Origin of the sequence: Flavobacterium gilvum (genome assembly GCF_001761465.1) — a bacterium.
GTDB classification, from domain to species: Bacteria; Bacteroidota; Bacteroidia; order Flavobacteriales; family Flavobacteriaceae; genus Flavobacterium; species Flavobacterium gilvum.
Genome location: NZ_CP017479.1, coordinates 4297821 through 4314116 on the forward strand (window position 1 = coordinate 4297821; position 16296 = coordinate 4314116).

The 16296-nt window shown below is 36.0% G+C and carries 14 protein-coding genes; 8 read left to right on the forward strand and 6 right to left on the reverse strand.

Annotated features, from left to right (window positions below; all coding sequences use genetic code 11):
• Nucleotides 1-94 precede the first annotated feature (94 nt).
• From EM308_RS17405 to EM308_RS17415, 3 genes are all read left to right on the forward strand, one after another.
• Complete coding sequence (locus EM308_RS17405; protein ID WP_035633136.1) at nt 95-874, forward strand: ABC transporter ATP-binding protein; 780 nt, start codon at nt 95-97, stop codon at nt 872-874.
• Between the two features lie 204 nt (nt 875-1078).
• Entirely contained in the window at nt 1079-1939 is an 861-nt protein-coding gene (locus tag EM308_RS17410; protein WP_051877606.1) for a hypothetical protein, read from the forward strand.
• A gap of 136 nt (nt 1940-2075) precedes the next feature.
• Complete coding sequence (locus tag EM308_RS17415; RefSeq protein ID WP_035633138.1) at nt 2076-2576, forward strand: hypothetical protein; 501 nt, start codon at nt 2076-2078, stop codon at nt 2574-2576.
• A 101-nt stretch (nt 2577-2677) separates the two neighbouring features.
• On the opposite strand, the gene EM308_RS17420 is transcribed toward EM308_RS17415, so the two are convergent.
• Together EM308_RS17420 and EM308_RS17425 are read right to left on the reverse strand one after the other, a co-directional pair.
• Nucleotides 2678-3139: a tRNA (cytidine(34)-2'-O)-methyltransferase gene (locus tag EM308_RS17420; RefSeq protein ID WP_035633141.1), complete on the reverse strand. Its 462-nt coding sequence runs from the start codon at nt 3137-3139 to the stop codon at nt 2678-2680.
• Nucleotides 3140-3192: 53 nt separating this feature from the next.
• Nucleotides 3193-3789, reverse strand: a complete 597-nt coding sequence (locus EM308_RS17425) for a pseudouridine synthase (RefSeq protein WP_035633143.1) — start codon at nt 3787-3789, stop codon at nt 3193-3195.
• 348 nt (nt 3790-4137) lie between these two features.
• Here EM308_RS17425 and rmuC point away from each other — a divergent pair, with 348 nt between their 5' ends.
• The 3 genes from rmuC to EM308_RS17440 all read left to right on the forward strand — a co-directional run bounded on the left by rmuC (nt 4138) and on the right by EM308_RS17440 (nt 6816).
• A complete protein-coding gene (gene rmuC, locus EM308_RS17430) occupies nt 4138-5511 on the forward strand; it encodes a DNA recombination protein RmuC (RefSeq protein ID WP_035633145.1) in 1374 nt (457 codons plus the stop codon).
• 53 nt (nt 5512-5564) lie between these two features.
• On the forward strand, nt 5565-6113 hold the full coding sequence (locus EM308_RS17435) for an acyl-CoA thioesterase (protein ID WP_035633288.1): 549 nt from the start codon (nt 5565-5567) through the stop codon (nt 6111-6113).
• 163 nt (nt 6114-6276) lie between these two features.
• Complete coding sequence (locus EM308_RS17440) at nt 6277-6816, forward strand: YceI family protein (RefSeq protein WP_035633147.1); 540 nt, start codon at nt 6277-6279, stop codon at nt 6814-6816.
• 72 nt (nt 6817-6888) lie between these two features.
• Here EM308_RS17440 and EM308_RS17445 read toward each other — a convergent pair whose 3' ends face one another.
• On the reverse strand, nt 6889-7800 hold the full coding sequence (locus tag EM308_RS17445; RefSeq protein ID WP_035633290.1) for a TIGR01777 family oxidoreductase: 912 nt from the start codon (nt 7798-7800) through the stop codon (nt 6889-6891).
• 288 nt (nt 7801-8088) lie between these two features.
• On the opposite strand from EM308_RS17445, the gene purB reads away from it, so the two are divergent.
• Entirely contained in the window at nt 8089-9435 is a 1347-nt protein-coding gene (gene purB, locus EM308_RS17450; protein ID WP_035633149.1) for an adenylosuccinate lyase, read from the forward strand.
• A gap of 282 nt (nt 9436-9717) precedes the next feature.
• Nucleotides 9718-11958: a cation:proton antiporter domain-containing protein gene (locus EM308_RS17455; RefSeq protein WP_035633153.1), complete on the forward strand. Its 2241-nt coding sequence runs from the start codon at nt 9718-9720 to the stop codon at nt 11956-11958.
• Between the two features lie 526 nt (nt 11959-12484).
• On the opposite strand, the gene guaB is transcribed toward EM308_RS17455, so the two are convergent.
• The 3 genes from guaB to EM308_RS17470 form a co-directional block, all read right to left on the reverse strand.
• A complete protein-coding gene (gene guaB, locus EM308_RS17460) occupies nt 12485-13957 on the reverse strand; it encodes an IMP dehydrogenase (protein WP_035633156.1) in 1473 nt (490 codons plus the stop codon).
• A gap of 280 nt (nt 13958-14237) precedes the next feature.
• Nucleotides 14238-15632, reverse strand: coding sequence for a DUF5723 family protein (locus EM308_RS17465; protein WP_316930222.1), 1395 nt, complete (start codon nt 15630-15632; stop codon nt 14238-14240).
• Nucleotides 15633-15637: 5 nt separating this feature from the next.
• Nucleotides 15638-16201, reverse strand: coding sequence for a hypothetical protein (locus EM308_RS17470; protein ID WP_156101288.1), 564 nt, complete (start codon nt 16199-16201; stop codon nt 15638-15640).
• Between the last annotated feature and the right edge of the window lie 95 nt (nt 16202-16296).

Here is a 16296-nt window from a genome sequence, read left to right on the forward strand (position 1 = left end):
TAACCACAAAGTCCGCAAGGGAGACGCTAAGTAAACAAAGCTTTGCGAACTTTGCGATATTCTTTGTGCCCTTTGCGGTTAAAAAAAATAAAATATGTCAAACAATATCTTAACCACTCAAAATTTAAGCATTGGTTATTCCTCCAAAAAGGAAACAATAACCATTGCCGAAAACCTCAACCTGAACTTACAGGCAGGAAAATTGACTGCTTTGATTGGTGCCAATGGTATTGGAAAATCGACTTTGTTGCGCACGATTACTGGGATTCAAAAACCTTTGCAGGGAACTGTATTTCTGAATGATAAAAAAATATCCAGTTATGAACCTTTAGCTTTAGCACAAAACTTAAGCATGGTTTTGACCGAAAAATTGCCTCCGAGTAATTTAACTGTTTTTGAATTGGTGGCATTGGGTCGCCAGCCTTACACCAATTGGATTGGGACTTTATCGGATGCAGACATTCAAATTGTTCAGAATGCGATAGAATTGACGCAAATTAGTCATTTGTCCCAAAAAAAACATTACGAAATAAGTGATGGCCAACTCCAAAAGGTTTTAATTGCTAGAGCTTTGGCACAAGACACCCCTTTGATTATTTTGGACGAGCCCACAACTCATTTGGATTTACTGCATAAAGTTTCGTTGCTGAAACTCTTAAAAAAACTAACCCACGAAACCGGAAAATGCATTTTGTTTTCGACTCACGATATCGAAATGGCTATTCAATTGAGTGACGAAATGATTATTATGACTCCCGAAACAGTGGTACAGGACGAACCTTGTAATTTAATACGCAAAGGAAGTTTCAATACTTTATTCAAAGATGAACATATCGTTTTTGATAATGAAAAAGGGAAGTTCATAATTGTTTAATTTCTGCTTTTTTTTTTGAACCTTCGAAACCCTTTCTTTTCGGCATTATTTTTAAAAAACCAACTGTTATTTTTTTATTTTACAAATAAACACACTGAATAACAGATAATTACATTTAAATAATGTAAATTTGTCCTCCTCATTTTTCACTCCCTGAGTCTTTACTGATCTACATTATTAAAAACAATTTTAAATTTTTTAATTATGGAACATTTGTACAGAATCCCCAAAAAAATTATTGTTTTAGGTTTACTATTATTCTTTTTTTCCTGCAGTCAGGACGAAACGGTTAATAGCAATTTGCAAACAAACGAGACCCAATCGTTTTCTGCAAAAATGAGTAACGAAAAACTCAATGTCTTTAAAGGTCCTGAAGTTGCGCTTGGATACGGAAAAGTACGTTCCTGGGTTAGCGTAAACAAAGAAGGATTCCCTAGTGAGATTGGAATTGAAATTACGCCGGAAGCCTTTAAAAACCTTTCCGATGAAAACGCAAAATCCGTTCCTCCAGAAGGAGCTACAATTGTTGTTCCATTGCATGAGAAAGCTATGCAATCAACTCCTTTTGACCACATTGGACTCAACTGGAATCCTCACGGACATGAACCTGTAGGTTTTTTTGATGTACCACATTTTGACATTCATTTCTATATGATTTCTGTTGAAGAACAAATGGCAATACCGGCTTGGTCTCCCGCAACGAATGACGCTTTCAATAACTACCCTCCTCCTGGTTATTTACCAGCTGATTACGGAACTCCTCCTGGTCCGGCAACTGCGGAAGCTGAAATGGGAAAACATTGGGCTCCCAATAATTTACCAACATTACTTCCTTTTACCAAAGTTTTGATTTATGGTACTTTTGATGGTGAATTCATTTTTATAGAACCAATGATTACTTTAAACTATTTTCTTTCTAAAGAAGATTTCAGCATACCTTACTCACAACCTGATTTCTTTGCAAAATCTGGAAATTACCCAACAAAGTATAATGTTTTTCATAATTCTACTAACGGAAACACTTATGTTACACTAAGCGATTTTGTATGGCGAACAAAAAAATAAATAACAATGAGGAAGCAGAAAAACGTTTCCTCATTTTACTTCCTTATCTATTGTTTTCCAACAAGGAAAGAGACAATTTTTCTTTCTAAAACCATTCATAAGTTGTTTATCTTTGTAAGAGTCATAAAAACTAACTATGAAATACTTACTAAAAACAGCCTTGATTTTTTGGATTGCCATAGGTTCTGCACAGACAAAATTGGAATTGACACCAAAAGGTTTTCTTCCTTTGGAAATAGCAATGCCAAATCATCCGATTAATGAATTAATAGAAATGTCCAAAGACTGGGCATATTCTCATTATTTTGTAAAAGGTTGTGATATTTTTGATGTTACCACAAATTCCTTAACCATTGAAGCTCCTTATGAAAATGCGTATTATTACAGAAATCTAGGCGTAGAATATGATTTTGATATCAAATACACCCTTAAAATTGTGTTTGGAGAGAATCAAAAATATACACTTACTTTTACCGTAAAAGAAATTTACATCAATAATAATCCGATAAAGACAACTGTAACTGATTTTTTTACTTCCGAAGGTATATTAAAAGATGCTTTCAAAGAAGCAAAACCTTCATTGGAAATCAGCGTAAATAAAATTATAAAATCATATACTAAGTACATCGCCCAATAAGGACACATTCGCCGCAACATCTTAAAAACAAATTAGTTAAAAAGTATAAAGCAATTAAAAAAAAGAAACTTATATATTCATAAATCTGAAATCAAAAATCGTTAATCAAAAATCTTCGATCTAATTTGCCTTTTCGCCTCGCCGACCACAAAAGCAACGGAATTGGCAATATTAAAACTTCTAATTAATGGCGACATCGGAATGGTTAGGTGATTTTCGAATAACGCCAAAACCTCTTTACTCAAACCAACACTTTCTTTCCCAAAAACCAACCAATCTCCATCCTGGAATTTAGCATCATAAATCGATGTTGAAGCATGGGAACTCATCAGGAAAACTCTTGATTTATCAGGAATTTGCAACATCCATTCCGCTATATTTTGGTATTCAGTTACATCCAGATGTACCCAATAATCGAGTCCGGAACGTTTCAGATTTTTATCATTAATAACAAATCCAAAAGGATGTATTAAATGTAAACGGCTTTCTGTGCCTACACACAAACGGCCAATGTTTCCGGTATTATTTGGTATTTCAGGTTCTACGAGAACGATGTTTAGCATTGTGATTTAAGATTTTTGATTACAGATTTTTGATTGCTGATGGCATCGGTAATTTAGATTATTTGATTTTCAGAATTGATATTCTCATTGAAATCTTCAACTTCTAAAACTTCACCAGCTTTTAGGTCGAGCAAATGTACTTCTCCAATTCGGACTCTAATCAATCTCAGTGTCGGAAAACCAACAGCCGAAGTCATTTTGCGAACTTGCCGAAATTTTCCTTCGTTGACAGTAATAGAAGCCCAGGATGTGGGACCATGGCGTTCGTCACGAATCTTTTTCCCCCTAGGCCCAAAATTAGGAATTTCGTTTACAATAAAAGCTTCACAGGGTTTTGTTTTATATTTCCCGCCGTTAAAACCAATTTCGACACCTTTTTTTAATTCTTCGATTGCCACTGGAGTGATAATCCCGTCGACTTGTACATAATATTCCTTATCGACTTTTTTGCTCCGAATAATTTCACTCATTTTTCCGTCGGTAGTCAATAAAAGTAATCCTTCGGAATCTTCATCAAGTCGGCCAATAGCCATTGTTCCTTCGGGAAAATCATATAATTCTCCCAAGAGTTTCTTCTTGCGTTTTAATTCGTAGATAAATTGACTCAAATAACCGTATGGTTTATGAAGAATGAAATGACGGTGGGACATTTTTGTTTTTTATTTTAGAAATGCAAAGATAGTTTTGTTTTTGAAGTTTATAACAAAATGAAATTGACCTAGAAATCGCATTAACATTTTTATAGATTTTTTCACGCAGATTTTTTTAATAGCACATAAAATAAAATTCGTGCAAATTACATCTAATACCTAATCTTAATTAAAATATCATTTTTCAAATTTGTGCTAATTTGTGGAATTTGTGGAATTTGTGGCCATCCCGTAATCCGATATTAATGTTGATTTATTATCGGAATCGGATAAATTCGTGAAATTTTATTTTTAAAAACTAAGTACTACGTATTAATGCGTACTTTTACGCTCTCAAAAAGAATATTTATGTCAACATTACTTCCTTTCCTATTGGTTTTCATTATTGCCCTTGCAATTGGCATTTTCATTGGTAAACTAATTTTTTCTGCACGTTTTCAGTCGGAAAAAGTTAGTTTGGAAGAGAAATTAATTGCTTTGAATTCTCAGATAAACCAACAAAAAGAACAATTTTCGGTAGAAAAAATTATCTTCGAAAAGCAACTGGAATTGGCTAATTCCGAAAAAGAAAACATTAGAAACGAGAAAGACAGCCTTGCCATTCAACTCACAAAAAAGGAAGTTGATTTTGAAAATCTTTGGGAACGAAATAAGGAACAAAAAAACGAAGTAGAACAACTTCAGGAAAAATTTACCAAAGAATTTGAAAATCTTGCCAATAAAATATTAGACGAAAAGTCAAATAAATTTACGGAGCAAAACAAGGAAAACATGAAAAGTATCTTGTCTCCATTGCAGGATAAAATTCAGTTATTCGAAAAGAAAGTCGAAGACACCCATAAAGAAAGCATTGACTATCACGCCGCTTTGCGCCAACAAATATTAGGCTTACGCGAAATGAACGCTCAAATGAGCAAAGAAACCATTAACCTGACCAAAGCCCTGAAAGGGGACAGCAAAATGCAGGGGAATTGGGGTGAGTTGGTACTGGAACGTGTCCTCGAAAAATCTGGACTGGAAAAAGGACGTGAGTACGAAGTACAGCAAAGTTTTACCACCGAAGAAGGAAATCGCGTATTTCCAGACGTTGTTATCAATTTACCCGACGGAAAAAAGATGATTGTCGATTCTAAAGTTTCTTTGACTGCGTATGAAAAATACATCAATGAAGATGAAGATGAAACCACAAAAAACCGCTATTTGAAAGAACATGTCAGTTCGATAAAACTTCATGTTGAACAATTAGGAAATAAAAACTATCAGGATTTGTACCAAATAGAAAGTCCAGATTTTGTGCTACTATTCATCCCCATGGAGCCTGCATTTGCGATAGCACTCAATGAAGACACAACATTATACAACAAGGCATTCGAAAAAAATATCGTGATTGTTACTCCTTCGACTTTGCTGGCTACTTTACGTACGATTGATAGTATGTGGACCAACCAAAAACAGCAGGAAAATGCGTTTGAAATTGCGCGTCAGGCGGGAGCATTGTATGATAAATTTGAAGGTTTTGTTGCCGATTTAATAAAAATAGGCAAGAAAATAGACGAGAGTAAAGTAGAATACCAAGGCGCCATGAATAAACTGGTAGATGGTAAAGGAAACCTCATCACGAGTGTAGAAAAACTCAAAAAAATGGGAGCCAAAGCAAAAAAAGCACTCCCAGACAATATTTTAAGAAGAGCAGAAACCGATGAAAACACGCTCTTGAATTAACCCAATTATATAGTAAAATGAAAAATCCCCCCTTAAACAAAGAAATAAAACCAATGGAAAAAGCATTCAAAACAGTTGCATCCTCACACGTCAGCATTTCAGTATTGATGCTACCTTCCCATACTAATTTTAGCGGAAAAATTCACGGTGGTTACATTTTGTCACTGTTGGATCAAATAGCCTTTGCCTGTGGTTCAAAATTTTCGGGAAATTATTGTGTAACTGCATCTGTAGATACTGTGAATTTTTTGAAACCAATCGAAGTTGGTGAACTCGTAACTATGAAAGCCTCTGTAAATTATGTTGGAAAAAGCTCAATGGTTGTTGGAATTCGGGTCGAAGCCGAAAACATTCAGACTGGTCATAAAAAACATTGCAATTCTTCCTATTTTACAATGGTTGCCAAAGATAATGAAGGGAACAGCGTACCAGTTCCCGGTTTAATTCTATCCAATTTTGAAGACATAAAACGCTTTTGCAATGCATTGAAACAAATTGCCTTAAAAAAAGAACACGATATCCATCAGGAAGTATTCAATTATACTTCTAAAGAAACTTTGGAAAACCTAAAAAAATACAATATTCAAATCAATTTAGATTAATTTTTCAAGTTTCAAAGAGACAAAATTCGACCTTTCTAAAACTCAAAATCGCTGGTACAAAAAGAATTAATCTTTTGCTACCAGCCTTTTTTTTGGCAGAATATTAAGATAATAATCTAAAAAAAAGATGTATCTTTAAGATGAACCTTTAATGGATATAATTATGAAAAAATTTACTCTATTAGCTTTATTTTCTTTTTTATATCCTATCATTGCCCAAGAAAAATTAAGCACTTCAAAGTGTACTATTTACTTCGAGGCTTCTGTGCCTTTATTTGAGGCCGTAGAAGCGAAAAATGACATCGTCGACTGTACATTAATCCCTGACAAAGGCCAAATCACTTTTACCGCCGTTATCAAAAATTTTCAATTCAAAAGAGATTTAATGAAAGAGCACTTCAATAGTAATTATATGGAAAGTGACCGCTATTCTAAAGCTATTTTTAAAGGAGTTATTGAAAAATTTGATTTGAAAGTCATAACCGAAAACGATCAGGATTTCCTAATTAAAGGCAAAATGACTATTCACGGTCAAACCAGGATGATTGCCGTAAATGCCAAAATCAAGAAGGTGGCGAACGGCATCAGCATCAATTCTCATTTTATATTGAACACAGACGATTTTAAAATTGAAATTCCTAGTATTGTAATTGCCAAAATTTCAAAAACAGTAAATACGAAAGTTGATTGTGTTTTATACTAAGGCTGTAGCTTTAGGCTTTAAACAATAAGCAACAACTTTCGACTTTCGACTTTCGACTTTGCAACTTTGCAACTATCTCAAACTGTCCTTCAGTGCTTTTTTGAGTCCTTTGAATTGAAACCTAAAACCCAGTTTTTTTATTTTATCCGAAGAAACCCTTCTGCCTTTCAAAACCATACAAGACATTTCTCCCAAAGCCAATTGAATCAAAAATGCCGGAATATTTGGAAGCCACATTGGGCGTCCCATACAACTCGCCAGTGTTTTTGAAAAAGACAAATTCGTTGTACTGTCATTGATTGTGGCATTGTACGCCCCTGTCATATTTTTATTTTCGATTGCCTCGATATAAATTCTGCTCAAATCGTGGATGTGAATCCAAGGCATATATTGTTTTCCTGATCCCAAAGCACTCCCCAATCCGTACTTAAAAATAGGGGCCAGTTTTTTTACTACTCCTCCATTTCTCCCCAAAACCATTCCTGTTCGGATTTTTACGGTTCGAATGCCCAAACCAGCCATCAAACTGGCAGATTTTTCCCATTCCTGGCAAATTTTTCCTAAAAAATCATCGGCAGGTAATGTGTTTTCGGTACAAATCCCCTCACCATTAACGACTCCGTAAAAACCAATTCCCGATGCCGAAACGAAGGCTTCAACCTGTTTATTATGTTTTTTTAAAACAGAGTAAATCAATTGGGCTGAATCAATCCTACTGCTCCTGATTTCTTCTTTTCTTTTTGTAGCCCATCTTCCTTCGGCAATATTCTCCCCTGCCAAATGAATAATATAATCAGCATTGAGCACAGCCACTTCGTCTATTTTTTGATTCGAAACATCCCAAATATAATAAGAGATTCCATCTGCATTTGGTCTACTGTCTCTGGTCAGTATCGAAACGGAATATCCTTTTTTTAAAAGTTCAGCAACCAAATACCTCCCCACAAAACCAGTTCCGCCTGTTAGTAAAACGTTTTTTTTCATTTTTAAAAAATTAGGGGCTGTCAACATTATCACACAAATATAAGTTTCTATTTTATACAGGATTATTAATGATAAGTTAAACGTATCCAACAGAATACAAAAAAGTACTAATAAAATTGAAATAGTCCTTCTTTTACGATTTGACTGTACAGTCAGCTACATCACCGAAGAAAAGGCTTCATCTGTTTTTATTAAAAATATCACTAATTTCTTCATCAAACCTTAAAATTCGTACTCCCTAATCCCCAAATTCTCTTTATATTTGTGCCTTTCGAAAAAACAACAAAAATGACTAACCTGAACGAATTGAATGCTATATCACCAATCGATGGTCGTTATAGAAATAAAACAGTATCCCTGGCTCCATTTTTCTCTGAAGAAGCCCTAATAAAATACCGCGTATTAATTGAAATTGAATACTTCATTGCTTTATGCGAAGTGCCTTTGCCTCAACTAAAAAATGTTGACGCTTCTTTATTCGAAAGCCTTCGTAATATTTATAAAAATTTCTCCACCGAAGATGCTCTTTGGATAAAAGAAACCGAAAAAGTTACCAATCACGACGTAAAAGCCGTTGAGTATTTTATTAAAGATGCTTTTGAAAAACTAGGCTTATCCGAATATAAAGAGTTTATCCACTTTGGATTAACATCACAAGACATCAACAACACCGCAATTCCGCTTTCTACAAAGGACGCTTTTGAAAAAGTATATATGCCATCGTTGATTTCTTTGACATCCAAATTAAAAGAATTGGCACAGGAATGGGCACATGTTCCTATGCTAGCCCGTACACACGGACAACCGGCATCGCCAACTCGCTTGGGTAAAGAAATTGCTGTTTTTGTGGAGCGTTTGGAAGAACAGATGCGTTTGTTGTTCAACACTCCTTTTGCGGCCAAATTTGGTGGAGCAACTGGAAACTATAACGCACATCATGTAGCTTATCCGCAAATTGACTGGAAACAATTCGGGAACAAATTTGTTGAGGAAAACCTTGGATTACACCACTCTTTCCCAACAACACAAATCGAACACTACGACCATTTTGCAGCTTTTTTTGACGCTTTAAAAAGAATAAACACCATCATTATTGATTTGGACAGAGATATTTGGACGTATGTTTCAATGGAATATTTCAAACAAAAAATCAAAGCGGGAGAAATTGGATCATCGGCAATGCCACACAAAGTAAACCCAATTGATTTTGAAAACTCCGAAGGAAACTTAGGAATTGCCAATGCCATTTTTGAACATTTATCGGCCAAATTACCGGTTTCAAGATTGCAACGCGACTTGACAGACAGTACTGTTTTGAGAAACATTGGCGTACCAATGGGACATACCTTAATCGCCTTTGAAGCCACTTTGAAAGGATTGAACAAATTATTGCTGAATGAATCCAAATTCCACGAAGATTTAGAGAAAAACTGGGCTGTTGTAGCAGAGGCTATTCAAACAATTTTGAGACGTGAAGCCTATCCAAATCCGTATGAAGCTTTAAAAGGATTAACAAGAACCAACGAAGCTATTGACAAAAATGCTATTCACAGTTTTATCGCTACGCTTGATGTTTCGGATGCGATTAAAGCAGAACTATTACAAATTACACCAAGCAATTTCATAGGAATTTAATAAACCCTTGAAATATTTTATATCAAAAGCTATCCTTTTTAGGGTGGCTTTTTTTGTTTCTGCATCAAGTTACTCGACAAAAAACAAAAAAATAACCGCAAGGTTCGCAAAGATTTACGCTAAGTTCTCAAAGCTTTGCGTGTCTTGCGCTTCTTTTGCGAACCTTGCGTTTGAATTTTCCCCAAGCAACCGCCGTGAAAGCCAAAAGAATTTTCTTTTTTCGTAAATTAGCCATTCACGATTGTTAAAACTAATTATTTTGACAAGCAAGAATTCCAATTTATGAGTCTTTTAACCGATGCATCCGAAACTACAAGCCATTTAAACCCATTAATCAGTGATTTAGGCCTTATCCTGATGACAGCTACTATTGCTGTCTTGATATTTAGAAAACTTAAACAACCTTTGGTATTGGGATATTTGATTGCTGGATTTTTGGCAGGGAATCATTTTGATTTTTTCCCTTCGGTCAAAGAAATGAAGAGTGTCGAAGTCTGGGCCGAAATTGGTGTTATCTTTTTACTGTTTAGCCTCGGACTTGAATTCAGTTTCAAAAAATTAATGAAAGTAGGCGGAACAGCCTCCATCACTGCTGGAATTCAGATTTTGAGTATGTGTATTTTGGGCTATTTCGTTGGCCAATGGTTGGGATGGCCGAATATGGACAGTATCTTTCTCGGCGTAATTCTGTCTATCTCCTCCACTACAATTATTTTAAAATCCTATGACGAATTGGGCGTTAAGACCCAAAAATTTGCCGGAATCGTTATTGGTTCCTTAATCGTTCAGGACATATTGGCCATTTTGATGATGGTTTTATTATCAACAGTTGCCGTCAGCAATCAGTTTTCTGGAGGTGATTTATTGATGTCGGTTTTAAAATTGGTCTTTTTTCTAGTGATTTGGTTCTTAGGAGGAATTTTCATCATTCCGACCGTTCTCAAAAAAACCAAACACCTACTCACCGATGAAATGCTGCTTATCATTTCGCTAGCGTTGTGCCTGGTGATGGTTATTTTTGCTGCCAAAGTTGGTTTTTCTCCAGCTCTTGGGGCTTTTATAATGGGATCCATCATAGCCGAAACAACACAGGCCGAACACATTGAACACCTTGTAAAACCCGTAAAAGACTTATTTGGAGCCGTTTTTTTTGTATCAGTCGGAATGTTAATTAATCCACACGCCTTATACGAACACGCCATTCCAGTGATTATTCTTTCTTTCGTCACCATTTTTGGCCAATCCGTCAGCGCAACATTTGGCGCCATTTTATCAGGACAACCCTTAAAAGATTCCATCAGAACCGGAATGAGCTTGTCGCAAATTGGAGAGTTTTCCTTTATCATTGCAACTTTGGGAGTAACACTAAAAGCAACCAATTCTTTTTTGTATCCGATTGTAGTAGCAGTTTCGGCGGTAACCGTATTTACCACTCCTTTTATGATTAAATATTCGCTTCCTTTTTCCGAATATTTATCGCATAATTTACCCCGAAAATGGACCAAACGAATTGAGCGTTATTCAGCGAGTACGCAAGCGATAAAAACAGTCAGTTTGTGGCAAACGGTGATTAATGCTTTTTTAATTCAGGTGATTGTTCTTGTAGTAATCATACTTGCTATCATCTTGCTTTCTGCCCGTTTCATTCAGCCTTTGGTTATAGATTATCATTTAGGAAATCCTTTGGTTGCCTTGATAACTTTGGCAATAGTGTCCCCTTTTTTGTGGGCCCTGGCTTTCCGCAGAGTCGCCACCCGCGAAGTGGAACAGCTAATGCTAGACCGAAAATCGCGCGGCCCATTGACAATGTTGTTTTTCATCCGTATAGTATTGACAATTTTCTTTATCGGTTTATTGTTAAACACTTTCTTTTCTTCAAAAATTGCACTGATTTCATTGGTAATTGCTGTTGTAATTTATTTAATTTTTCAAAAGAAACTCCACTTTCAATACCACAAAATTGAAAATCATTTTCTGAGCAATCTGCACGATAGAGAGATTTCCAGAGCCAAAAGAAGCCGTAGTGATTTAACTCCCTGGGACGGTCACATGGCTGTATTCGACATTGCAGCCGAATCCAATATTGCCGGCGAATCCCTGAAAAACCTTCAAGTTCGGGAGAATCTTGGTATTAATCTTGTTTCGATAAAACGTGGTGACATTACCATTCATATTCCGAGTAGAAACGAACGTATTTTTCCAGGAGATGAAATTTGTGTAATAGGAACAGATGCCCAAGTACAGGAATTTAAAAAATACCTTGACCAACACGAAATGGATGTTTCACCAGAAGTGGTAGAACCCGACATTGTTCTGCGCCAAATTGAATTGAAAAACCACACTTTTATTGGTAAAAGCATCAAGGAATCCAAACTACGTGAAAAAACACAAGGATTGATAGTGGGAATCGAAAAAAGAGGAATCCGAACTCTAAATCCCGAGTCGAATGTTATTCTGGAAAAAGATGATATTTTATGGATAGTTGGTGACAAAAAGTTATTGTCTGATTTGGGGCATGATTAGAAAATTTAAAAAGGAATTGATTTTGATTGCGGGCACGAGCGGGACGCTCGCGCTCAATGTCATTAAGTTAAGCTTTTTTTGTCATTTCGACGGAGGAGAAATCACATAACGTGAGTCTCTAGTGAGATTCCTCGTGCCTCGGAATGACAAAACGATGGTTTTTATCCTTAACTTAATGGCATTGCGCTCGCGCTAGCTGAGAATTCCTCGTTCCTCGGAATGACAATTTTGAGGAAGAATATTATGAAGAAATCTCAACAAATATCTCAACAAAATATTGTGACTTCTCCTGAAAAAAAATCACATTTTTAATTCTAAAGTTGTTCCGCGTGAGGGATTGAAGTGGAGCTCTTTTTTCTTTTCAATTGCCCTAGGTCTAAACCTAGGGCAATTGAAAAGAAAAAAAGCGGGAACGGAAAGCCCGACCCGAAGTTTTTCACGAAGGGTCACGCCCAAAAAACAAAAAAAAGGTGCAAGAACTTAATCCTACACCTTTTGCCTTTTAGACTTTCGTCTTTAGACTATCTTATCTCGAATAATTCGGAGCTTCTTTTGTGATGGTTACGTTATGCGGATGACTTTCGGTGATTCCGCTAGAGGTAATACGAACAAAACGCCCTGATTCCTGCAATGTTGGAATATCTTTAGCTCCGCAATAACCCATACCGGCACGAAGTCCGCCAATGAATTGCAGCATACTTTCGTTCAACTCTCCTTTGTAAGGCACACGACCCACAATACCTTCTGGAACCAATTTCTTTACATCGTCTTCAACATCTTGAAAATAACGGTCTTTTGAACCTGTTTGCATCGCTTCTACAGATCCCATTCCTCTATAGGATTTGAATTTTCTTCCTTCAAAAATAATAGTTTCCCCTGGAGATTCCATTGTTCCAGCTAATAATGAACCCAACATTACACAATCAGCACCCGCAGCAATTGCTTTTGGAATATCTCCCGTGTAACGAATTCCACCATCAGCAATTACAGGGACCCCTGTACCTTTAATAGCGGCAGCGACTTCAAGAACGGCTGAAAATTGAGGAAAACCAACCCCTGCAACGATTCTGGTTGTGCAAATAGAACCAGGTCCTATTCCTACTTTTACCCCATCGGCACCATTTTCGACCAAATATTGAGCAGCTTCTGGAGTGGCAATATTACCAACGATAACATCTAGTTTTGGGAATTTGGCTTTCACCGCTTTCAATACATCTACCACCCCTTTTGTGTGTCCGTGAGCGGTATCGATAATTACGGCATCAACCCCTGCATTTACAAGAGCAGTTGCTCTTTCAACAGCATCGGCAGTAACACCTAGAGCAGCAGCTACTCTCAAACGTCCAAATTTATCTTTATTGGCATTTGGTTTCTGAGCTAATTTGGTAATATCTCTAAAAGTGATTAAACCAACCAACTCATTTTTATCATTTACAACAGGTAATTTTTCAATTTTATGACCTTGCAATACTACCTCAGCTTCTTCAAGGGAAGTTCCTTCGGCAACAGTTACCAAGTTTTGACTAGTCATTATCTCAACAATAGGTCTTGAACCATTTTTTTCAAAACGCAAATCCCTGTTGGTAACAATTCCTTTTAGAATTTTATTTTCGTCAACAATAGGAATACCGCCAATACCATATTCTCTCATGGCATTCTTGGCATCAATAACTGTTGAGTTCATTAACAATGTAACAGGATCGATAATCATACCAGACTCAGCACGCTTTACTCTACGCACTTTGGCTGCCTGTTGCTCGATTGTCATGTTTTTATGCAAAACACCTATTCCTCCTTCTTGCGCCATAGCAATTGCCATAGAACTTTCGGTAACTGTATCCATAGCTGCAGATACAATAGGAACGTTTAGCGTAATGTTTCTTGAAAATTTGGATTTGATACTCACTTCACGCGGAAGAACAGTCGAGTAGTTGGGAACTAATAGTACATCATCGTAGGTTAAACCTTCGCCGACAATCTTGGAGGTATGTGCTTTCATGTTGCAATTTCTAGTTGAATTGCGTGCAAATATACATAATCTTGACGACCTAAAAAAACTTAACTCTCTTTTTTTATTTGCAATACGAATATGTACAAGACAAAAGCACTAATTTTCAAAATGACCGCAAATTCGCAAATTTATTCCCCCTAAAACCTGAATTTTACTTTTTTCAGAAACTAATTATTATTAATTCCATTAAAAAAGTCTAATTCAGAAGTGATTTTTTTATTAAAATTTGCGAATTTGTGGGTAAAACCCCTCATCATTTTTCTCTGCCCTATTTACTGCTTCCGCCTGCTATTATGTTAAATCCTATCTGAAATGTGAGCGCATTTGCCTTGGAAAGATCACTATAAGCCAAAAGATTATCAGCCATTGCATAAAAATTAAACATACCAATCTTTGTTGTCAGCCCCAAACCAATATTTGAAAAAGAATAGGAATCGATAGTATAAGTAGCTTTCATTTGTAATCCTTTAAGAATTCTTCTTCTGTAATAAGCGGTCAATGCCAGCATGGGAGTTCTTGGTGTTGACATAGCAAAAAACTGTGCGCCCACTGCACTTCGATACCAGGATTCCTCATCGGTTGCACAATCACATTCGGTTTGTCTTTCTTCTTCAAATGAATATTGGAAAGAAGAATAAAATTTTAGAGGACGTTGTGTAGTATATTTATCATATGAAGCCTCCTTCGGAATGGCTTTTTTAAAATCCTGATAAGCATCTTCTGCAGTTCCCTGGTCATTAAAATCGTTTACAACTCCCTTGTGATCATATTCTCCTTTGAAGGTATAATTCACAACGTCTTTTGAATGGCTTATAAACCCAAAATCTACTAAACTTGCTGTCAACTGAATATTTTTTTGAGGATAATAAGTAAGTCCCAAATCCATTCCCAATCCAAGATTTCCTCCAAAGAAAGCTTTTTTTGGAATATCTTTCCTGAAATCTGTTGCTAAATCACCATCATAGTTTTCGTCCAAATACTTTGCAGCTCCCGAAGTATTAAGCTGTATATCGGATTTTATAACCTGGTCATAAATTAAATTACTCCCCTGAACAGTATAAAAATATCCCGAATTATGGGTAGAAGTTGCATTAAAAATACTGGAATAAATTTTTCCGCGAATCCCAACTGTCAACTTCTCATTCAGTTGCTTATTGAATCCAACGTGAAATACCGAAAGCACCTCCGCTTTGGCACTCAAATCGCCCAAATTAAACGACTTGCCTATATAATCTTTGTTCCCATACAAAGCCAAAATAGCCGGATCTTTTGGGATATAAATAAAGGAATCCAATTCCTGATACATTCCAAAAGAAAGGTACGAGGGATTTTCCTCTCCACCAATTCTTAAACCAGCGGTAAATATTTCCAACTGCTGGTTGGCAGTAACATAATCGTTCCTGCTGGTTGAATCAACTACATTTTGTACTTTGATGGAAAAATCCACATTATTGTTTGCAAACAAACTATAAGCATCGAAACCTGTTGAACCTCCATTTACAGAAATTCCAGACAACAAAGGCACTCCAAAAAACCATTTGTATTTTACATCGGCTCCTGGATTAAGCAATAAACTTTGGGGTTGCGGGGTGAAATTATATAAAACTTCTTTATTTTGGGAAAAACAATAAAAGGAAATTGTTAGACATAAAAGGATTGTCATTTTTCTCATTTAACATCAAAATATGCGGTTATACTTGAGCTCAGCTCAATTCTGCCCCGGCTGTTTTCCGTTAACGGTGTCCCCGGATCCATATTAACTTCAAAAGTCATTTGGGTTGTCCTCTTTAATAAATCGATTTGGGATTCAGGAAATACGAAAGGTGATGGATCCGAATATCCTAACTTTTCAGAACCATCAACAGAGGCTTCTACAGAAATTGGAATATTTTCCACAACTGTTCCATCGTTTTCTTTTAAGGTAATATAAATAGTAAAGGATCTGTTTATAGTATTTTTAACTCTAAAATTCAATTCGGCTTTTATCAAGTTTTGGTTTACGAAAGAATTATCAAAAAAACCGACTGGGCCCGTATAGGGAGGAAGAGGCACTTCGTTTCCGTTTACAACAAAATCGGGTGCATCCGCGTGAAAATATGCCAGATTTGCAACTACAACAGGCTTTGCATTAAATTTATTTACCTGATCGTAATTCAAATCACTGCTACACGAAAAAGAGCATAACATCAGTAGAGTAATTAAAACAATCCTATTGTAAAATCTATATTTCATCGCATTGCCACTATATGTAATTATTTTTTAAAGGTCTAAAAAACATTTTAAAAACAACAATTATTTTTTGGTTTAATTCCAATTAATTTACGGCT